At 42.5% G+C, this 19,520-nt stretch carries 18 protein-coding genes and 1 riboswitch; of the genes, 2 read left to right on the forward strand and 16 right to left on the reverse strand.

What is annotated here, in order from left to right; genetic code table 11:
- Positions 1 to 3: 3 nt before the first annotated feature.
- The 5 genes from RCG24_RS12885 to RCG24_RS12905 form a co-directional block, all read right to left on the reverse strand.
- Positions 4 to 594 (reverse strand): biotin transporter BioY, encoded by a 591-nt coding sequence (locus RCG24_RS12885; protein WP_308077187.1) that lies wholly within the window; start codon positions 592 to 594, stop codon positions 4 to 6.
- Positions 595 to 809: 215 nt separating this feature from the next.
- Complete coding sequence (locus RCG24_RS12890; protein ID WP_308077188.1) at positions 810 to 1,376, reverse strand: GDYXXLXY domain-containing protein; 567 nt, start codon at positions 1,374 to 1,376, stop codon at positions 810 to 812.
- Positions 1,369 to 2,445 carry a DUF2157 domain-containing protein gene (locus RCG24_RS12895; RefSeq protein WP_308077189.1) on the reverse strand — a complete coding sequence of 359 codons (1,077 nt, stop codon included), beginning with the start codon at positions 2,443 to 2,445 and terminating at the stop codon, positions 1,369 to 1,371. Before RCG24_RS12895 ends, RCG24_RS12890 begins: the two co-directional genes overlap by 8 nt.
- A gap of 241 nt (positions 2,446 to 2,686) precedes the next feature.
- Positions 2,687 to 3,601 carry a pseudouridine-5'-phosphate glycosidase gene (locus RCG24_RS12900; RefSeq protein WP_202652920.1) on the reverse strand — a complete coding sequence of 305 codons (915 nt, stop codon included), beginning with the start codon at positions 3,599 to 3,601 and terminating at the stop codon, positions 2,687 to 2,689.
- Positions 3,598 to 4,692, reverse strand: coding sequence for a carbohydrate kinase (locus tag RCG24_RS12905; protein WP_308079176.1), 1,095 nt, complete (start codon positions 4,690 to 4,692; stop codon positions 3,598 to 3,600). Before RCG24_RS12905 ends, RCG24_RS12900 begins: the two co-directional genes overlap by 4 nt.
- A gap of 365 nt (positions 4,693 to 5,057) precedes the next feature.
- On the opposite strand from RCG24_RS12905, the gene RCG24_RS12910 reads away from it, so the two are divergent.
- Positions 5,058 to 5,594: a ribonuclease H-like YkuK family protein gene (locus RCG24_RS12910; protein ID WP_202652978.1), complete on the forward strand. Its 537-nt coding sequence runs from the start codon at positions 5,058 to 5,060 to the stop codon at positions 5,592 to 5,594.
- 115 nt (positions 5,595 to 5,709) lie between these two features.
- Here the strand turns inward: RCG24_RS12910 and RCG24_RS12915 are convergent, their stop codons facing one another.
- The 10 genes from RCG24_RS12915 to RCG24_RS12960 all read right to left on the reverse strand — a co-directional run bounded on the left by RCG24_RS12915 (position 5,710) and on the right by RCG24_RS12960 (position 16,828).
- Positions 5,710 to 6,663, reverse strand: coding sequence for a siderophore ABC transporter substrate-binding protein (locus RCG24_RS12915; RefSeq protein ID WP_202652921.1), 954 nt, complete (start codon positions 6,661 to 6,663; stop codon positions 5,710 to 5,712).
- Positions 6,664 to 6,682: 19 nt separating this feature from the next.
- The gene (locus tag RCG24_RS12920; RefSeq protein WP_308077190.1) at positions 6,683 to 7,444 is read right to left on the reverse strand and encodes an iron ABC transporter ATP-binding protein; all 762 of its coding nucleotides are present in this window, start codon (positions 7,442 to 7,444) and stop codon (positions 6,683 to 6,685) included.
- A complete protein-coding gene (locus RCG24_RS12925) occupies positions 7,444 to 8,391 on the reverse strand; it encodes an iron chelate uptake ABC transporter family permease subunit (protein WP_308077191.1) in 948 nt (315 codons plus the stop codon). The genes RCG24_RS12920 and RCG24_RS12925 overlap by 1 nt, the downstream gene beginning before the upstream one ends.
- Entirely contained in the window at positions 8,384 to 9,334 is a 951-nt protein-coding gene (locus RCG24_RS12930; RefSeq protein ID WP_308077192.1) for an ABC transporter permease, read from the reverse strand. Before RCG24_RS12930 ends, RCG24_RS12925 begins: the two co-directional genes overlap by 8 nt.
- A gap of 306 nt (positions 9,335 to 9,640) precedes the next feature.
- Positions 9,641 to 10,633, reverse strand: coding sequence for a DUF418 domain-containing protein (locus RCG24_RS12935; RefSeq protein WP_308077193.1), 993 nt, complete (start codon positions 10,631 to 10,633; stop codon positions 9,641 to 9,643).
- Between the two features lie 265 nt (positions 10,634 to 10,898).
- Complete coding sequence (locus tag RCG24_RS12940) at positions 10,899 to 12,413, reverse strand: succinyl-CoA:acetate CoA-transferase ScpC (RefSeq protein ID WP_308077194.1); 1,515 nt, start codon at positions 12,411 to 12,413, stop codon at positions 10,899 to 10,901.
- Positions 12,414 to 12,625: 212 nt separating this feature from the next.
- Entirely contained in the window at positions 12,626 to 13,270 is a 645-nt protein-coding gene (locus RCG24_RS12945; protein ID WP_308079177.1) for a LytTR family DNA-binding domain-containing protein, read from the reverse strand.
- Between the two features lie 158 nt (positions 13,271 to 13,428).
- A complete protein-coding gene (locus RCG24_RS12950; protein WP_202652927.1) occupies positions 13,429 to 14,040 on the reverse strand; it encodes a methyltransferase in 612 nt (203 codons plus the stop codon).
- Between the two features lie 79 nt (positions 14,041 to 14,119).
- Positions 14,120 to 15,490, reverse strand: a complete 1,371-nt coding sequence (locus RCG24_RS12955) for an RsmF rRNA methyltransferase first C-terminal domain-containing protein (RefSeq protein WP_202652928.1) — start codon at positions 15,488 to 15,490, stop codon at positions 14,120 to 14,122.
- A 138-nt stretch (positions 15,491 to 15,628) separates the two neighbouring features.
- On the reverse strand, positions 15,629 to 16,828 hold the full coding sequence (locus RCG24_RS12960) for an MFS transporter (RefSeq protein WP_202652929.1): 1,200 nt from the start codon (positions 16,826 to 16,828) through the stop codon (positions 15,629 to 15,631).
- A 218-nt stretch (positions 16,829 to 17,046) separates the two neighbouring features.
- Positions 17,047 to 17,226: riboswitch (Lysine riboswitch) on the forward strand.
- Positions 17,227 to 17,439: 213 nt separating this feature from the next.
- On the opposite strand from RCG24_RS12960, the gene dapA reads away from it, so the two are divergent.
- Positions 17,440 to 18,315 carry a 4-hydroxy-tetrahydrodipicolinate synthase gene (gene dapA, locus RCG24_RS12965; protein ID WP_202652980.1) on the forward strand — a complete coding sequence of 292 codons (876 nt, stop codon included), beginning with the start codon at positions 17,440 to 17,442 and terminating at the stop codon, positions 18,313 to 18,315.
- Positions 18,316 to 18,386: 71 nt separating this feature from the next.
- Here the strand turns inward: dapA and cyoE are convergent, their stop codons facing one another.
- Positions 18,387 to 19,328 carry a heme o synthase gene (gene cyoE, locus RCG24_RS12970; protein ID WP_202652930.1) on the reverse strand — a complete coding sequence of 314 codons (942 nt, stop codon included), beginning with the start codon at positions 19,326 to 19,328 and terminating at the stop codon, positions 18,387 to 18,389.
- Between the last annotated feature and the right edge of the window lie 192 nt (positions 19,329 to 19,520).

A 19,520-nucleotide genomic window follows, 5' to 3' on the forward strand; every position in this document is an offset into this window, starting at 1 on the left:
GGCTTAGGAAACTTTTTTTAATCTCTTGAATTGTCCCTTTGATAATACTGATTTTTCCAGCCGATGTGCCAAAACTCCAGCGAATACTGCGAGGATGATGTCTTTTGGCAGCGGTGGAATCATCCATAACCAGGCCATTTTATAGGTAAATCCCTCTGGGGCTGTAAACCATAGCTTATAAGCATAGTACATCCAGTTCGTTCCGAACAGGTAATTTACGCTCATCCCTATTAAAGCCGCAATGATAAAAGCAGGCAGCGACTTTTTCTTTTCGACAATTTTCCCAGCAATAAATGCAAGGAAAATAAACGAGACAATGAAACCAAAGGTCGGGCTGAGTATTGTTGAAGGACCGGCGCCAAATTTGGAAAATACCGGAACACCTACTAAACCAACAAGCATATAACTAACCATTGCGATAGAACCTAAGCGGCTACCCAATACCAACCCCGCCAGAATTGCAAAAAAAGTTTGTAAAGTGATCGGCACTCCACCTACTGTCAAAAATGGAGCAATTGAAGTAATGTTAGCTCCAATCCCCATTAGAGCAACAAACATCCCAACAAGGGTAATATCCAGTGCTTTTAATTTCATCTATTCTCCCACCCTATTAAAAAATTTCCATAGTTTTAAGATAAAGGGTAAGAGAGAGTATTGTCAACCTATTTTTAATTTAGGTTAACAAAAAAATACTCCTGGGATTTACCACAATCCTTTGTTTTAGTTAACGAATGCTTATGTTAAAGTTAGTTAATCCCTTATTTCATGGAAAATTATCACAAACTGTCCACCCCAGATGGACAATTTGTCTATTTTGTCCACGGACGGTGCCTGACACCAATTTCAATATCGGTTAGGATTGCGTAGCCGTTGTTGACTTTGGCTTTGGCGAGGATTTGGCCTTTTGTGGAGGCTTCTTCCCATTTAGTTCCGGTGTTGTCTTCGACGTAGTATTTGTCAAGGCTGTATTGGATGAAGGCCACTTCCATTCCTTCGCCATTGGTACCGATATAATCCAGCTTGCCTTTTAAAAACACACCATTTTTCGGCTTGTTCAGCGTCACTTTCACAGGATGATCGATACCGTCTTTCTTTTTCAAAACAACATATACATTCTGTTCACCAATGCCCCAACTCCCGTTCCTTTCCAGCTGCTTGATCACCTCCGTTTCGACCAACTCTTTCGGAACTTCCTCCGCCTCATAACGAAGGATCACATAATCCCCGCGGAACAAATCTGTTGGGTCAACTGGCTTGGTTTGTAAAGTAACTTCCTGCCCGGTAAACAATGTAAGAAGGGGCTGAAAGCACATGCCAAGAAGAATGAGCACCGGTACCGCACAAGCTACTATCAACTGTTTCGTCCGTTTATGCATGCTTGCCCTCTCCCTTCCGTCTTTGTTTTTCAAAATAAAACCCAAAGCCGAGTAAAAGAACACCGCCTATGATAAAGACGAACGATTTGGGCAGGAACTCAAAGGAGATATCAAGGTAAAAACGGAAAATCATGACACATAAGATAATAATGCTAAACAAGCTGCCGCGTTTAATTAGGTACAGCAGGAAGAGAAGATACAACAGTGAAAAAGGAATGTACAACCACTCCACTTGCGCTGGCCAGGTTTCATTAAAGGACAATAGCAGTGCGGCACATCCATGAGTGATATAGCCTAAATACACGTAAATGTCATGAATTTTTCCTTTACGTAAAACTAGAACAATCCCAATTACTAAAAGTATGAGACCTTGAATAAAAGGCTCATCGAAAGATCCATACCTGAGGAGGAAAAAATTAATAACTGTAACAAGAAAGACAAGCTGCACAACACCATTTACAAATGCTGTTCCTCTTGAGAAGGCAATTTTTCCATTTAAAAAATACAATGCAACAATCAGAACCACAATCCAGATCGGAATGACCCTCCCTTGCAAATAGGTAGCGTCCATGAGATGAAAAAGTGAGAAAAAGGCAGCCGCGAGCAAAATCCATTTATCTCGAAGCACCCAAGCTAAGGGGATAATTCCAATCGCCCACCACAAAAATGCATCCTGAGTACTGCCACCAATGTGAAACATTTGCTCCACCAAGAAGATCCCGGCCCCGAACACGATCACCCCAAGGTAATAAAAGCTTTTCGAGGTCTTCGGGTAATTACCTTCAAGCTTATACCCGGCAAATTGACATGCGATAAAGATACCAACAATCAGAAGAAATTTAATTGGCTTGGCCATCTCGGCCCAGTTGCTGGCGATAAAGCTAAGAATTCCGGCACCGATTAAAATCGAGCCAACATACAGCAATGTTCTTGTAAAAGATGGTTTGTCTCTGACTTCATACAACGATTCAATTTGTTCAGCCTTTTCAGGAGTAATAATTTCAGCCGCAGCTAAGTAATCCAGCTCCCTTTTTAAAAACTTCAGCTCCGTCTCCCGAACAACACGCATGAACATGTCCCCCTTTCTATTTTGATCTAGAAAAGCCTAATTGGGTAAAGGATGGAAGTAATATCCTATTTCTATTGTATTCGAAATGCTGCAAACTTTCCAAATAAGGAGATGAACATGCAAAAAAGGTTGATCCATCTAGGGTCAACCTTTTTCTCTAAAAAGATCCGGCCCTCAAACCGGAGCCAGACCTTTCTTTAAGACTTTTTTATTCTTCTGTCATTTAGTTCTAATCCATTTTTCATTTTAATGATGCTAGGTTTACGGCGATTTTCGCTCCTAGAACAGCGTTATTTTTTACGAGGGCAATGTTCGATTCCAGGCTTTTGCCGCCGGTTAGTTCTTTTACTTTAGCTAAGAGGAATGGCGTTACTTCTTTTCCGGAAATATGCTGTTCTTCTGCTTCTTTAAGGGCTGTTTCGATGACGTCCGTGATCGTTTTTTCATCCATTGCGTGTTCTTCCGGGATTGGATTGGCAATGACTGCACCGCCTTTAAGGTGTAAATCCCATTTCGTTTTCAACGTGTTGGAAATGGTCTCAACATCATCCGCCCGGAAGTTAACTGCAAATTTACTTGAACGGGTATAGAACGCCGGTAGGACATCCGTTTGGTAACCAATCACTGGTACGCCTTTTGTTTCAAGGTATTCCAGCGTTAAGCCCAAATCTAAAATCGATTTTGCCCCGGCACAAATAACCGCTACATTTGTTTGGGCCAATTCTTCTAAATCGGCGGAGATATCCATGGTTGTTTCGGCTCCGCGATGGACACCGCCAATGCCGCCAGTAACAAAAATGTGAATGTCGGCCAGTGCCGCACAAATCATTGTTGCCGCGACCGTTGTTGCCCCTAATTTTTTCGTTGCCAATAAATAGGCTAAATCACGGCGGGATGCTTTCGCAACACCGCTGCTCTTACCGAACATTTCAAGTTCCTCGTCAGATAAACCAATCTTAATCTTCCCATCAACAATCGCGATGGTTGCTGGAACTGCTCCGTTGTCACGAATAATTTGTTCCACTTCACGGGCTGTCTGGACATTTTGCGGATATGGCATACCATGCGAAATGATCGTGGACTCCAGTGCTACAATAGGTTGCCCTTGCTCTTTTGCTTTTTTGACTTCTTCGGATAATGCAATATATTCCTTCATGATAATTCCTCCATGTCTAGTTGTAATTGTGCTGCTGATAAATCTTGACGTACGGTAAAAGTTGATTCAAGTGTTTTTGCGGCATTTATCGTCCCGGCTTTAGCAATCTCGATTAAATTTTTCCCCTCAAGCCATGAGAAGATCACTGCCGCAGAGAAGGCATCACCCGCACCTGTCACATCCACGACTTCAGTTTGAATAGCGGGAACATGAAAAATCCCTTCCTTTATATTGCCAATCATTGCACCGTTTTTGCCATTCGTAATCACGACATTGTCAATCCCTTGTGAAAGCCATTTTTCAACTGCCTGCTGCCACTCTGCTTGATTGGAAATAGTCCTATTGAAATAGGTTTCCGATTCATCCCGGTTTGTAATTAACCAGGTGACGCCGTTTAAATCATCAGGCAGCCGCTCCATTTTCGGGGAAGAAACCGGGATTAACACAAGTGGTCTTTCATGTTTTTTCGCAAAATAAGATAAAAATTGAAGCGTTTCTTTTGGACAGTTCAAGTCGGCAACAATGCATTTTGCCCGGTCTAACAATGCGACTTGTTTTAACAGCAGTTCCGGGGTCAATGACTCGTACACTTCCATATCTGCTAAGGCAATGATCATTTCCCCGTCAGTATCTAAAACCGCGGTATAGGAGCCTGTCGCCATCCCTGGAAGTTTCGCCACTTGGTCGAGATTCATATATAATTTCGATGATTCCTCAATGAAGAACCAGTCACTGTCTGCGCCACAAGCAGTTATTAATGATACTTCCTGCCCGAGCCGTCCCAGATTTTCAGCAATGTTTCGGGCAACGCCGCCCACGCTTTTGACTGAGCGGATTGGATTGGATGTACCCAGTTTCGCCTTATTTTTCACTTGGAATTTCCGGTCCAAATTCGCGCCGCCGATACAAACAATTTGCTGCGATTCATTTAAAATATAGGCTCTGCCTAAAATATGACCTTTTTTCGTTAGTCCTGAGATCAAATTGGCGACGGATGGACGGGATAACCCGACTGCTTCAGCGAGCTCCTGCTGTGAAATATAGGGGTTCTTACGAATTAAATCATAAATCAACTGTTCTTTCTCAGTCATTCGTTCAGACAAACTTTCACCCCCTTAAAATCAAACTATTGTTTATTTTATAAACTTATGTTTAAATTTTACCCCCTAAAAGCCTGCCTGTCAACTCATATCTGTACCGTTAACTTTAAACAAAAGATCAAAATGGATTTGGTAAAACCGGCCCGCGGGGGGATTATCTGGTAAACCTTGCCGATAAATTGAGACTTCAACTCAGTTTGGGTTGTTATCACCCCATCACCCTATAAAATCAATAAGCAAGTGCTTCAAGTTCATGCACTCATTTCCGAGTGCACGCCAATTCATCATTTCCCATAAAATAGAATAAAATTTAGAAGAAGTCTTCCGCGTGAAGGGAAAGATGTGGTGTTTTGATGATGAAAAATCCCGAGCCTCGCCGTCATGTTTTTAAAAATCTTCAAGAGAACGGGATGCCATTTGAACTAGTGTTTACACGGATTACTGAGTTTATGAAGGCAGACCCGTGTGGTAATTTCCGCCTTATGGTGGGGACCGACTCCCAAGTCCATAAACTGCATACGGTATTCATTACAGGAATTGTCATTCAAAATGAAGGTAATGGAGTGTGGGCATGCATTAAAAAGGTGATTGTCCCCCGTAAAATGACCCAGCTGCACGAGCGGATTTCCCTTGAATTATCATTTACCGAGGAAATCGTGGCATTGTTTACCGAGGAGAGAAAACAAGAGCTTATTGAAATCGTCTTGCCTCACATTTACCAAGGGGCTACCTTCACGATAGAGGGACACATCGACATTGGTGCCGGGAAAAGAAACAAAACGAGCGAATTCGTCAAAGAAATGGTCACCCGAATGGAATCCATGGGTGTTGCGCCGAAAATTAAACCGGACGCCTTTGTCGCTTCAAGCTACGCCAACCGCTACACAAAATAACCTAAAGCAGGTATTCAAAAAGTGCAGCAAATTCTCCAAAAAACGGAAAAATGTCCACGTGGGGTGGACATTTTGACCTTTTTGTATTTTTAGGGTGTCAGGCACCATTGTATTTTTAAAGAGCAGCTTCGATTTCGTCTGCCATGAGTTTGACGGATTTTAGGCCGCCGCCGCTGAGGTACCAGGTGTCGGCGTTTAGGTAGATGATTTTGCCGTTTTTGTAGGCGTTTGTTTTCTTGACCAGGTCGTTCTCAATCGTTTGTTTGGCGCTGGAATCGCCCCCGATTGCGACGTTACGGTCAATAACAAACAAGACATCGGGATTTTTTTCCATAATGTATTCAAAGGTAATACTCTGACCATGTGTGGAAACTTCAATATTTTTATCAGCTGCTCCAAACCCAAATACATCATGGATTAACCCAAAGCGGGAACTTGGTCCATAAGCGCTGACTTTTCCTTCATTCGCCATCACAATTAAAGCCTTTTTATTAGCTTCAGAAGCTTCTTTATTCACTTTATCAACAGTTCCCTCAATATCTTTCAATTTTGCTGCAACCTGGTCTTCTTTATCAAAGATTTTGCCAATCAGTTTCATATTTTTTTCAAAAGAATCCATGTAATGGCTGTAATCAAAGTCGATATATACTGTCGGAGCAATCTCGGCAAATTGGTCATATAATTCTGCCTGCCGATTTGAAATAAATATAACATCCGGTTTCAATGAATGGATTGCCTCAAAATCAGGCTCCTTCAGGCTGCCAACATTCGTATACTTCTTATCACTATATTTTTCTAAATACTTAGGAACAGTTGTCTGAGGAACACCTGTAACTTCAACTCCCAATTCATCAAGAGTATCTAAAATTCCAAAATCAAAAACAACTACCTTCTTTGGATTTTTTTCCACAACGGCCTCACCGTATTTATGTTCCACTGTCATTTTCCCGGCAGATTCTCCATTTCCTGATGCCTTTTCCGTCTTGCCTTCCTCCTTCGATGCACCGCCACAAGCCGCAAGCACAAGGACAATTGAAAAAATAATACTTACTAAACTCCACTTTTTCATCGATTATCTCCCCTAAAAATTATGAATTAAAATAAACACAGATACGGCAGCCATCCATTTTTTGAATGGGAATGTCCATATCGTAAATTTCCTTCAATGCTTCAGATTGAATAATTTCCTCAGTTGGTCCATTTTTGACCACTCGGCCATCCTTCATTGCGACAATCCAGTCCGAATAAACGGATGCAAAATTTATATCATGCAGGACAATGACCACCGTTTTTCCCAGTTCATCAACAAGCCTCCGTAAAATCTTCATAATCTGAACGGAATGTTTCATATCCAAGTTATTTAGCGGTTCATCAAGCAAAATATAATCAGTATCCTGGGCAATGACCATCGCAATAAACGCCCGCTGCCGCTGACCTCCTGACAATTCATCCAAATAGCGCTCCTGCAACTCGGTTAAGTGCATATATTCAAGCGTCTGGTCGACAATCTGTTCATCCTCATCCGTCAGCCGCCCTTTGGAATAAGGAAAGCGGCCAAAGGAAACAAGCTCACGGATCGTCAGTCTAACGTTCATATAATTGGACTGTTTTAAAATCGACACCTTTTTAGCAAACTCATTTGATTTCATTTTTCGGGCATCGGCCTTATCAATCAGCACCTCTCCCGTATCAGCATCGAGCAGCCGGCTCACCATTGAAAGTAACGTCGACTTCCCTGCCCCGTTCGGTCCAATGAAAGAGGTTATTTTTCCCGGCTGAATCGTCACCGACACATCCTCTACAACTGCCTTTTTCCCGTAAAACTTTGACAGTGAAACGACTTGAATCATTAAGCATTCCTCGCTTTCAATAGTAGGTAGATGAAATACACACCGCCGACAAAGTTGATAATGACACTTAATGTGGTAGAAAAAGAAAATACCCGTTCAACCACCCACTGCCCGCCAACCAGCGCAATGATGCTCATCACCACCGCACCGCCAATCAGTGTCCGATGCTTATAAGTTTTGAAAAATTGATAGGACAGATTGGCGACGATTAAGCCAAAGAAAGTAATCGGGCCGACAAGTGCTGTGGAAATCGAAATAAACACAGCGACGATCATAAGCATCTGTTTGACGACGGCGTCATAGGGCACCCCTAAGTTAATGGCAGTCTCCCGGCCCAGTGAAAGCACATCTAAATATTTCACATAGCGCCAGGCGAAAATGGTTACAACGACAACAATTCCCGCGGACAACCAAACCAAATCTGAGTTGATATTATTAAAACTGGCAAACATCCGGTCTTGGACAATCTGAAACTCGTTCGGATCGATCAATACTTGAAAGAATGTCGAAATGCTCGAAAAAAACGTCCCGACAATAATGCCGACAAGCAATAAAAAGTAAATCTGCTGACCGGCCTTTTTAAACAAAAAGCGATATAGCAACAGGGAAAACACAATCATGACGGCAACCGAGATCAAAAAATTAATTTGTTTATTGACTGCCATCAGATGGTCAGACCCAAGAAAGAAAATCATCAATGTTTGTAAGAGCAAATAAAGTGAATCTAATCCCATAATGCTGGGGGTTAAAATTTTATTATGGGTAATCGTTTGAAAAACAACGGTCGCATAGGCAATGGTAAAGCCAGTTATCACCATGGCAATGACTTTTACGATACGCCTTGGCAATGCATAATCAAAACTTCCGTTTAAATCATGAAACAGGTAGATGGCACAGCATCCTGCAGCGATCAATGCAAGAAGGGCCAGTTTCATCGAATTACGCATATCTTTTCCTCCGGAACAACAAATATAAAAAAATGCCGCTTCCGATGACACCGACCATGAGACTGATCGAAATCTCATAGGGGTAAATGATTACCCTGCCAAGAATGTCACAAATGAGAAGGAAAATAGCACCAAGCAGTGCCGTATGCGGTAAGGTTTTTTTCAAATGATCTCCTTTAAAAATCGAGATAATGTTAGGAATGATTAAACCAAGAAATGGGATAATCCCAACAGTTAAAACAACAGTTGCTGTGATCAGTGCCACAAGAATCAAGCCAATATTCACAATTCGCCGGTAAGCAAGCCCGAGATTTTTCGAGAAATCCTCCCCCATTCCCGCTACGGTAAAGCGGTTGGCATAGAAATAGGCAATGATAATAATCGGAACACTTATGTAGAGTAATTCATAGCGGCCTTTCATGATCATCGAAAAATCACCCTGGAGCCATGCCGACATATTTTGAATTACATCTGCTTTGTAGGCAAAGAAGGTTGTTACCGAAGACAAAATATTGCCAAACATCAACCCTACAAGCGGAATGAATATTGCATCTTTAAACTTGATGCGGTCAAGGATCTGCATGAATAGAAAGGTCCCGGCAAGGGCAAAGGCAAAAGCAACCGCCATTTTTTGGAGCATTGATGCGTTCGCAAATACCAGCATCGAGACGAGTATTCCCAGCCTCGTAGCATCTAATGTCCCAGCTGTAGTCGGCGAAACAAACTTGTTTCGGCTTAGCTGCTGCATAATTAGTCCTGCAATGCTCATTCCAGCTCCAGCAAGCAAAATCGCGATAAGCCTTGGCAGCCGGCTAATTAGGAATATTTGGGTGTCCTCTGACTGGAGGTTCAACAAATCCAATGGTGATACAGTGCTTACTCCTACGAACAAAGAGGCAGCCGATAATACCAATAATCCCAGCAGTAAATATTTCATCTTCATAGCTTCCCAACACTTCTCTTTTTGGCTAATAAAAAGGTATAAAATTTTTCCAAATTTTATACTTTCCTTTGTCGCATAAATTCAACTACGCCTCATGAACCGTCCTTAAGGGCTCGCCAGTCAACGAGTTTTCATTTAAGCTTTTTATCAGTGACATTGAAAATCATTATCATTTAACCTTACGATTTTGATTATATCATCCTTGTATTTTAAGTCAATGCTAATTGAGAATTTTTATCATTTAATTTTCTGGATTTTTTAGTAAAAGGGGAAGAGGTCTCAAAAGTTCCACCAATGAATCGCTAATTATTGACGCATTGGTGGAATTTCCCGGTAGGTTATCATCCGCCACAGCCATTCAATCGGACCGAAACGGAAATACCGCAGCCATACACAACTGAAAATAAGTTGGATAATATAGATAGCGAGGCAAAGTTTGAAAGATTGCAGATAAGTAATGTTGCCAAATAAATGAAACCTATTCCCCAAGAGTAATATGAACACAGTTTGGCAGAGATAGTTTGTCAAGGCCAGCCGCCCATAACTTTTTAATGGGGATAGCAGTTTTTGAAAAAAGGAAAATCGCAAAAGTAATACCAGCAGGCCAGCATAAAAAGCAGACACAAGTGGACCAATAGCAATTCCGATACTAAAAAAGCGCTCTGTTTGCAAACTTATCGCTTCCGACTTCATGCCAAACTGTGTCGGGGCATAGTAGGCTTGATAGAATATGCCAACGACACTTAATAAGAACATCATTACTGTAAAAACGGCTGCCTTTTTTAACGGAATATTTTCAAAGATGCGATACTGCCCCGCGGCAACTCCTAATAGCATCAGCGGTACCACCATAAAGATTTTTATCGAAAAAAGGGCTAGGAAGAAGAGCATGATCCCCCCGAATATAAGATTCATTACTTTGTTGGCTTTATAAAAGGGTAAGATTATCAAGCCGGAAATGGCATACACTGTCAGTGCTTCCCCCGGGTGAAACTTTACATGAACAAGACCGATTAAGAAAAGGACGGCAATCCGCCTTAAAAATAGAACATAACCATTCTTTCCCTTGGCATTAGCCCGTGTGATGAAGATATAAAACCCAATCCCAAATAAAAAGGTGAAAATTGTATAGAAGCGGCCTTCTACAAATAAATACAAAAATTTCCAATATAAAAAATCGGCAGAATCTGAAGCTGGCTGACGAATCTCCAGCAATGGTCCAACATTCACCAAAATAATCCCCATTAACGCAAAGCCGCGCAAATAATCAAGGATATCAATTCGTTTATTTAGATCCATTGTCTGCACCTCCCACGGTCCCCCAACACCATAACGATTCTTCACACTGCTTATTTAAAGATACTAAAATCTCCGTTAAATTCAATAGCATAATAGCACATTCCTTCTTCCATCATACTTAGTGTCTAGCATCGCGGATCGAATCAGAGGCTGATGATCACTTGATTAGCTAACCTCGTACAGCAAAAAGCGCTTTGATCCCCCAATCAAAGCGCTTTTCTCTATATTTTATTTCTCCCATTATATGAATTTACCGATAAAACAATTATACCGTTGCTGTTACCGACTGCAGCATCGTCCCTGTGCTCGCGAAGTTAATGTGCCAAGATAGGGCTTTTTCCAACACATGTGGTGTTTGACCGCCCCTCGTAAGAGCCTCTTGGTAATATTCCCGCAGCTGCTCGCGGTACATTGGGTGAGCACAGTTCTCAATAATTAGTTCTGCCCGCTCTCTAGGCGCTAACCCGCGTAAGTCGGCATATCCTTGCTCCGTCACAATGACATCGACATCATGCTCCGTATGGTCAACATGCGAAACAAATGGAACAATACTGGATATCTTTCCGCCCTTTGCAATCGACTTAGTCACAAAAATAGCGAGACGTGCATTGCGGGCGAAATCCCCTGAACCGCCGATGCCATTCATCATTTTTGTCCCTAAGACATGTGTTGAATTCACATTTCCGTATATGTCTAATTCCAATGCTGTATTAATAGAGATCAATCCGAGACGGCGAATAATTTCCGGATGATTGGAAATCTCCTGCGGCCGCATCAATATTTTATCACGGTATTTATCAAAGTTTCCGAATACCTGTTTCATTTTTTCCTCAGAAAGAGTAAGCGAACAGCAGGAGGCAAAATTTACCTTGCCGGCATCAATTAAATCAAACACCGCATCCTGTAATACTTCCGAATACACATCCAAATCTTCAAACTCTGATTCCAGCATGCCATGAAGAACGGCATTTGCTACCGAACCAATTCCCGATTGAAGCGGGGCGAGACGCTTTGTCAGCCGGCCGGCTTCCACTTCTTTACGTAAAAAGTTGATTAAGTGATTGGCCATAATAAATGTTTCTTCATCAGGCGGTACGATCGTCGAAGGAGAATCAAGCTGATTGGTAAACACGATGCCTTTGACCTTGTCAATATCCACTGGAATTCCAATCGTGCCTATCCGATCATCCGGCTTGGTTAATGGGATCGGACCTCTTTCCCCCTGTTTTCCCGGATCATACAAATCATGCAATCCTTCCAGGTTCACTTGATGAGCCAAATTCACCTCAATAATAATTGCTTTTGCATTCAAAGCAAACGATAAAGAGTTTCCAACCGATGTTGTTGGAATCACCATTCCATCCTCTGTAACTGAATACGCTTCCAAAATCGCAAAATCAACCGGCTCCATTACCCCCGCACGGACCAGTTCTGCTGTATGCGACAAGTGCTGATCAACAAACAACATTTCCCCATTGTTAATTTTTTTTCGCATTGTTGGATCGGCTTGAAATGGAAGTCTTTTTCCCAGAATCCCCGCCTCTGCAAAAAGCTTGTCCACATCCGAACCTAACGAAGCCCCTGTATAGACATTCACTTTAAAAGACTCTGTTTCAGCACGTTTCACCAGCGCAAATGGCACCGCTTTCACGTCACCCGCACGTGTGAATCCGCTCAACCCCAGAGTCATTCCGTCTTGAATCCATGACGCCGCTTCTTCCGGCGACACAACACGATCCAAGAGCCGCTTATCGCGAATCCGTTCGTATTTATTTTCCATATTCCATCCCTCTCCCAAAATATGAAATTACATTAATTTTACCTTAAATAACTTATTAATTAGGGATTTCTGGGATATATTACGTAAAATTAAGACAAAGCAGCATTTTTTTCTTCTAAAGCAGAATGATTTAATTTAATAGTTTTATAATTTAGAATCATCACATTACTACAAGCTTTCCAGGCAATATAGATGAGCCAGAGAAAAATCGATTAAAACCCTAACAGCCTGCGAAAATAACTTGAATATGACTGGCTTACAGGAACTCGGTCGCCATTATCCATTGATAGAATAAAGGTAGAGTGAGTATCAGGGAAAATCTCCTTAATATGATTGACATTCACAATAAAGGAACGATGGCAGCGGATAAAATAATCCTTCGGTAAGACAAACTCAAATTCCTGCAGCGAATATTTATGTGTCCCACAGTGCTCGTTCGTGTGGACATAGGTCTTTTTTTCCTTCGATTCAAGATAGATTACTTGTGAAAATGGCAAGGGGATCCAGCCATCATTTGTCTTTAGGGTAACAACCAATTTTCCGTTTGTCAGCGCAGGGAAGATCGCCGTCACACAGCCCTCAAGCTTTCCCGTATGAAAAAGCGGGACTGCCATCCCATGATAAGGAACCCCAAAAACGTCCCGATTGATGAACTCCGACACCTTTTGCTTCGAATGGATCGCTTTATAAGCAATCGTCCCTTCCCTTAAAGGATCACCGGGGCGAATCTTCAAATCAATCCGCTTGCTAGGCCGATAGTAAATATACTCATAGGTGTTCGAAACGGCAAGCGAAATTTCTTCCGAAAAAAGTTCACTAATCACATCCAAAAGCGAAACAACCGTAATACTTTCCAACACTATACACCTCCACTTTAGTGTCAACGTCGGTATCAAGCACCAATCTCCAACACCACTTTACGATATCAGCACAAGCATAGGTATGATAAACAAGGCCAAAAAGATCATGGCGGCGGTCAAATGGAATTTTCTGCGGAACCCTCCAGACAGCCCGGCTACCCAAGCCGGTAGATTAGAAATCTTTCATTTGCATCCCGTAAATATTCGTGTGGCAGTACGATCTCCTTTTTCAATTCAAAAGGGCTATCGTTTCCCAAATAAAAAATATAATCCTCCGAAGGATAGTACAAAATTAATTCAGCACTCCGCTCACATTCCTCAACTGAGTTCAATACATTGTTAATGATACTCCTAAACACCTGAATGGAAAATGGATTAAAAAAATAAAAACGGTTATCCATTGGGTCAATTTTATATTCCTCTGCCAAACAGCAGTAAAACTGCAGCCTTTGTAAATGATTCTTGGTTTTTCTCGCATACGCTTCGCGGTTGTCAAGCGCCTTCCTGTACAATATTTCATTCATTTCAATCCCGGCTGCTGAGGCATGAAAAAAATAATGAATGTAAAAAACTAACCGTCCCTTGCCGCAGCCAAAATCAACCACCCGGTCGGTTCGCGTTACTTCGTAGTTTTCAAACAATACCTCAAGGGCACCATATGGTGTTGGCTCGTACGGGTAGTAACGGAAGGGTTTTGGTGCCGGCCCTTCCATTCTGTCTCCTTGTGTTTGGATGCCCAACAATTGATCATAATAATGTTCCTTCATCAAAAAGCTCCTAACAAGCAGGATCTATTTATAGTAGATCCCTGCTCTTCCAATTTAATTCCGGACATCGCTGCTTTTCTTACACAGACGCCCATCTCAAACCTTTTGGATAATGGTTTTTCAGTACCTGATCAGATACTTTTCCCCAACCCAGCGAATAGCCGTCAACGTCTACCAAGTACCAACCTTTTGGACCATTTGCTGACAGCGATTCACCTTTTAAATAAGCTAAGACATCAAGGGAATCCTTGCTCAAGCTCCAGCGATATTGGACCTGTTCGCTTGTCAAGGCAAGTGCCAAAGCATGTGACGGTTCAAAGCGATTTTTCTTGATTGTCCCCAAATGCCAGCCCGGCCTCACTACCTTAAGCTTTTCCAATGCCAACATCTCTTTCGGTACGAGATATAATTGGTCCCCAAATAACAGGAATTCACCCATAGGTACTTCCGATAGATGCTCCTCGGCAAACCGAAGATAACTTTTTAACAGCTTGGGGTCGGACATTGGTTTAACATATTTCCGCTTTCCCGGTTCCTCTCCGTCTGTCCTCCTTAACACTGCAACATAGTGCCCCTCACCTTGCAGCTGATGCGGCCAAAGCCTGAACGTCTTTTCAATTCCCACAGCCGGGTCTTCCACCCATTCCTTTCGGCCGCCGCTAAATCCTTGATATCCCTGAACCGCTTCGATTTCAAAATGGTGCTCCTGCTGTAAAAATTGGCTGATGACTCCTTCATTTTCTTCTGGTGCAAAGGTGCAAGTCGAATAAACAAGCCGGCCCCCCGGCCGAAGCATCGCCGCTGCCTGCCGTAAGATATCAAGCTGCCGTACCGCACACTGCTTAACACTGGCTAAACTCCATTCTGTGCGGGCTTCCGGGTCTTTGCGGAACATCCCCTCACCGGAGCATGGCGCATCCACCATTACCCGGTCAAAATAGGCTGGAAATCTTTCTGCCAAACGAGCCGGCGCCTCATTGGTGACGACAGCATTTTTTATTCCCATTCGCTCCACATTTTGCGATAAAATCCTTGCCCGTGAAGGAATGATTTCATTTGTTAATAAAAAGCCCTGCTGGCCCATTTTTTCAGCAATATGAGTTGTTTTGCCGCCAGGCGCCGCACACAAATCCAACACCTTTTCTCCCGGCTGGGGGTCGAGAAGCTCGGCAGCCGCCATCGCACTTGGCTCCTGCATATAATATAGCCCTGCTTCATGGTAAGGATGCTTACCCGGCCGGTCGGCAGCACGATAATAAAAGCCTTTTCTTGTCCAGGGGATTTTAGTGATAGAGAAAGGATTGATTTTTTCAAAATCAGCAAGTGAGATCTTTAAGGTATTCACCCTCAGCCCCTGAGCTTTAGGATGATCATAACTGTTGATAAATGCATCGTATTCACTTTTTAGCAGGACCTGCATTTTCGCGGTAAAATCCTTGGGCAGTTCCATGTTGGCTCACCTCGAATCATTTCAGTCTTTGTCAATCCATATAGTAAACTTTTTTAAAAAAATTTGCCAATCAGAAAAACAAGCTTCCCGTGCTGGGCCAACAGCAAAAAAGTAGCAGCCCCATCAAGGATGCTGCAATCATTTCACCTGCACATTTTTTACCGGAATGGAGGATAACTTGACCGATAATGGAAAGGCACAGAAGAGCAGGACAAGAATAAAACCAATGACTCCCTCCCAGCCAAAATGTGTCCAGAAGAATCCTCCGGTTGTCCCAGCTAAGCTTGAACCGCTATAGTAAAAAAACAAATACAAGGAGGACGCCTGGGCTTTTTCCGTTTTCGCCCGTCGTCCCACCCAGCTGGAAGCAATGGAGTGAGAACCAAAAAAACCAAATGTAAAAATCGCAATCCCAATAATTTTTATCGCTAATGGAGCGGAAAGTGTCAGTACCGCCCCAATGACCATAATAATCAGACCAAGCCACAATACTTTCTTACGGCCGTGCTGATCAGACAGCCGTCCCATCCAAGTAGAACTGAATGTTCCCATTATGTAAACGATAAAAATCCAGCCGACGATCGTTTGGCTTAATCGATAGGGCGGGGCCAACAGCTGAAAACCGATATAATTATATAAGGTAACAAAGCTGCCCATTAAAATAAAAGCAATACCATATAAACATAACAGCGCCGGGTCACGCAAGTGCCGGAACATAGACGTAAATAGATTCTTAAATTTTAGCGGCTTTGAGGTGAAATATTTAGAGTTTGGCAGATTCAGCCAGAACCAAATACTGAGGATTAAACTGATGACCCCGATACTTCCCATGGCAATACGCCAGGAAAAAAAGTCCGTCACCGAACCGGTAATAATTCGCCCTGCCATCCCGCCAATGGAATTCCCGCTAATATATAACCCCATCGCGACGCCTAAACTATTGGGATCTACTTCTTCACTCAAATAGGCCATCGCTATCGCCGGAAGCCCGGCAAGAACAATCCCCTGCAATATGCGAAAGCCGATTAGTGAACCGAAATTTAGGCTGAAGGCGGTAAAGATAACAATTAACGATGACAGCAATAATGAAACGGACATGATCATTTTTCGACCCCATGCTTCCGACAATGAGCTGGTGATCAGCATTGAGACCGCCAGTGTAAAGGTGGTAACCGATAGTGTCAAACTCCCTGCAGCCGCGGAAATATCAAATTCCTTGGTAAAAATCGGCATTAACGGCTGTACATCATAAAGAATTGAAAATGTGATAAATCCCCCGGCAAACAGTGAAAAATTTGCTTTCCGAAATGCTGATGTCCCTTGCTGCAGCTTACTCATTCCTGAACCTTCCCTCTAACAGTTTTTCCTTTTATCACTTTACTCCCCTACAGTGTAAAATACAAATATTGAGACCGTCGTAACCATAAAGTAATTCTCTGAATATCCAAATTTTTCACTATTTACTGTTTATCAGTTTCATAGGTTCCTTGATTTTCCAATGATAATCTGTTATATTACATATAATTACATATTTTCTTACTTCAATAACCTTTTGAAGTGAGGATAGAGGCGCAGAGACCATTAGTACTCAATTCGAGAATAATGAGGTCCTAGGAAAATTGAGGAAAGGGGGATTTGCCGAAGTATCAAGAAACTCATTGTTCTTGATGCTGGTTCTGCTGCTGAACAAGCACAGAATTGTCATATAGGAAACTATATGGAGGGCTATCTCACGCATGGGAACTTAAGTTTTTAAAATGTTTCTATTGCAGCAGCGAGGATCCCCTTCACTGCTGCTTTTTTGCGTTGATTTCATACGGCCTGACCACCTCTATTTTTAATGAAAACTCGCCGATTGGCGAGCCTTTAAGGCGGTTCATGAGGCGTAGTTGCAGAATAGGAAAGTTTAACTTTCCTATCGGCTAAAAAAATGAAAAAGGGTGAGAATGATGAAATTTGGCCAAGTATTAACCGCTATGGTCACACCATTTGATCAACAGGGTAAGGTAGATGTTAACGCTGTAAAAAACTTAGTCAATCACTTAATTGCCAATGGGACAGACGGATTAGTCGTGTCCGGGACAACCGGGGAGTCCCCAACTCTATCGACTGAAGAAAAAGTAGAGTTATTTAAATTGGTCGTGGAGACAGCCGCCGGAAGAGTGCCGGTCATTGCTGGAACCGGCTCCAATAACACCTATGCATCCATTGCACTGACCAGGAAGGCAGAGGAAGCCGGTGTTGACGGAATTATGCTGGTGGTTCCGTATTACAATAAGCCTTCTCAAGAAGGACTTTATCAACACTTTAAAACGATTGCCAAATCAACAGCTTTACCAATCATCCTTTATAATATCCCAGGTCGGACTTCTGTAAACATGTCGGTGGAGACCATCGTCTGCCTGTCACAAATTGAAAATATCGTTGCTGTTAAAGAAGCGAGCGGTAATCTAGATGCGATGGCGGAAATCATCAGCCGGACATCGGATGATTTCCTGCTGTTTAGCGGCGACGATGCCCTAACCATCCCCGTCCTATCGATTGGCGGAGCAGGAGTGATTTCCGTTGCTTCGCATATTATTGGGAATGAAATGCAAGAAATGATCAACCTATTTAAGAGCGGTGATGTTCGAGGCGCCGCTGCGGCTCATCGTCGTTTGCTGCCGCTTATGAAGGGCTTATTTGCTGCTCCAAACCCCACTCCGGTAAAAGCAGTATTAAATATGAGCGGCATTCCGGTTGGCGGTGTTCGCTTGCCATTAGTGCCTTTAACCGAGGAAGAGGAGCAAGCACTGCGCCGTCTGCTTCCAGGGGTCACAGTTTAGTTTTCCTATTATCTTAAAAAAGAGGCGGTCCCAAGCAATGGTGTCAGGCACCATTTAGGACAGCCTCTTTTTTAATGAAATACCGGTAAAGTCAGGACAATCGCCATGAGAAACAAAATGGTAATATAATTGACCGAACATAGGAACATCACATTCGCCCATTTCTTGTCATCCCTTGTGAAGAAACCGTAGATGCTGACAGCTAACCAGCCAACATTCATCAACGTTGCCAAAACTACGAAGGGAATCCCCAGAGCCCCGAGATAAAATGGCAGGGGCAGAAGACAGGCGATATAAACGGCCATTTGCCGCTTCGTCATCGCAAATCCATAAACAACCGGAAGCATTGCAACTCCCGCTGCTTTATATTCATCATATTTTTTCATCGCAATCGCAAATGTATGCGGCATTTGAAAAACAAAAATGATCAAGGCCAGCATAATCGGAACGATATGCCCACTTGGTTCAACAGCTGACCAGCCAATCAGTGGCGTTACTGCTCCTGAAATGCTGCCAATTACTGTATTCAATGTATACCTTCGTTTCGACCACATTGTATACAAGATACAGTAGGTAAACCAGCCAATAAAAGCATAAACGACTGCCTCCCAAGTAGTAAACAGCAGTAGCCCAAAACCAAGGAGTGTCAACAAAATCCCCAAAATAAGGACAGCTTTAAGCGAAAAATGCCCCGTTACTGTCGGTCGCTTTTTCGTTCGTTCCATAATCGAATCGATATCAACATCGTACCAATTATTAAACGCAAGCGCCCCAGCCATTACCAACGTACTGCCAGCAAATGTCAAGAAAAACAGTGACAAATGTTCACTAAAAGAGGCGCCGCTGAAATAAATCGCCAGCCAAAATCCGGTAATTACGGGCAAGGCATTTGCAAGTAAAACCGGCCCTTTAAACAATAATTTTATATCAGAAACAAAAGCAGAAATATCTCGTTTATTACCCAGGGCCGCCTTGACATCCATTCGTGGAGATGCAAAGGTTTCTTCTCTCATTCATTTCTCTCCTCCCTGATGGTGTTGAAAAATCTAATATTATTTTATCATAATAATGAATATAATTAACCAATTGAGACTAAGTTTCATTAATTTTCCTTTTGCGAACCCAACTTTAATTTAGCTATCTTGGTATCAGACTCATTAATTATCAATACTATAACAATGAAACTGCCCATACAGACGTTAACT

This window comes from Neobacillus sp. OS1-32 (genome assembly GCF_030915425.1).
In the GTDB taxonomy this organism is placed as follows: Bacteria; Bacillota; Bacilli; order Bacillales; family Cytobacillaceae; genus Neobacillus; species Neobacillus paridis.

Coding starts and splice junctions, on each gene's coding strand:
- RCG24_RS12885 (WP_308077187.1), bottom strand. CDS start 594: ATGAAATTAAAAGCACTGGATATTACCCTTGTTGGGATGTTTGTTGCT.
- RCG24_RS12890 (WP_308077188.1), bottom strand. CDS start 1,376: ATGCATAAACGGACGAAACAGTTGATAGTAGCTTGTGCGGTACCGGTG.
- RCG24_RS12895 (WP_308077189.1), bottom strand. CDS start 2,445: ATGCGTGTTGTTCGGGAGACGGAGCTGAAGTTTTTAAAAAGGGAGCTG.
- RCG24_RS12900 (WP_202652920.1), bottom strand. CDS start 3,601: ATGAAGGAATATATTGCATTATCCGAAGAAGTCAAAAAAGCAAAAGAG.
- RCG24_RS12905 (WP_308079176.1), bottom strand. CDS start 4,692: ATGACTGAGAAAGAACAGTTGATTTATGATTTAATTCGTAAGAACCCC.
- RCG24_RS12910 (WP_202652978.1), top strand. CDS start 5,058: ATGAAAAATCCCGAGCCTCGCCGTCATGTTTTTAAAAATCTTCAAGAG.
- RCG24_RS12915 (WP_202652921.1), bottom strand. CDS start 6,663: ATGAAAAAGTGGAGTTTAGTAAGTATTATTTTTTCAATTGTCCTTGTG.
- RCG24_RS12920 (WP_308077190.1), bottom strand. CDS start 7,444: ATGATTCAAGTCGTTTCACTGTCAAAGTTTTACGGGAAAAAGGCAGTT.
- RCG24_RS12925 (WP_308077191.1), bottom strand. CDS start 8,391: ATGCGTAATTCGATGAAACTGGCCCTTCTTGCATTGATCGCTGCAGGA.
- RCG24_RS12930 (WP_308077192.1), bottom strand. CDS start 9,334: ATGAAGATGAAATATTTACTGCTGGGATTATTGGTATTATCGGCTGCC.
- RCG24_RS12935 (WP_308077193.1), bottom strand. CDS start 10,633: ATGGATCTAAATAAACGAATTGATATCCTTGATTATTTGCGCGGCTTT.
- RCG24_RS12940 (WP_308077194.1), bottom strand. CDS start 12,413: ATGGAAAATAAATACGAACGGATTCGCGATAAGCGGCTCTTGGATCGT.
- RCG24_RS12950 (WP_202652927.1), bottom strand. CDS start 14,040: ATGAAGGAACATTATTATGATCAATTGTTGGGCATCCAAACACAAGGA.
- RCG24_RS12955 (WP_202652928.1), bottom strand. CDS start 15,490: ATGGAACTGCCCAAGGATTTTACCGCGAAAATGCAGGTCCTGCTAAAA.
- RCG24_RS12960 (WP_202652929.1), bottom strand. CDS start 16,828: ATGAGTAAGCTGCAGCAAGGGACATCAGCATTTCGGAAAGCAAATTTT.
- dapA (WP_202652980.1), top strand. CDS start 17,440: ATGAAATTTGGCCAAGTATTAACCGCTATGGTCACACCATTTGATCAA.
- cyoE (WP_202652930.1), bottom strand. CDS start 19,328: ATGAGAGAAGAAACCTTTGCATCTCCACGAATGGATGTCAAGGCGGCC.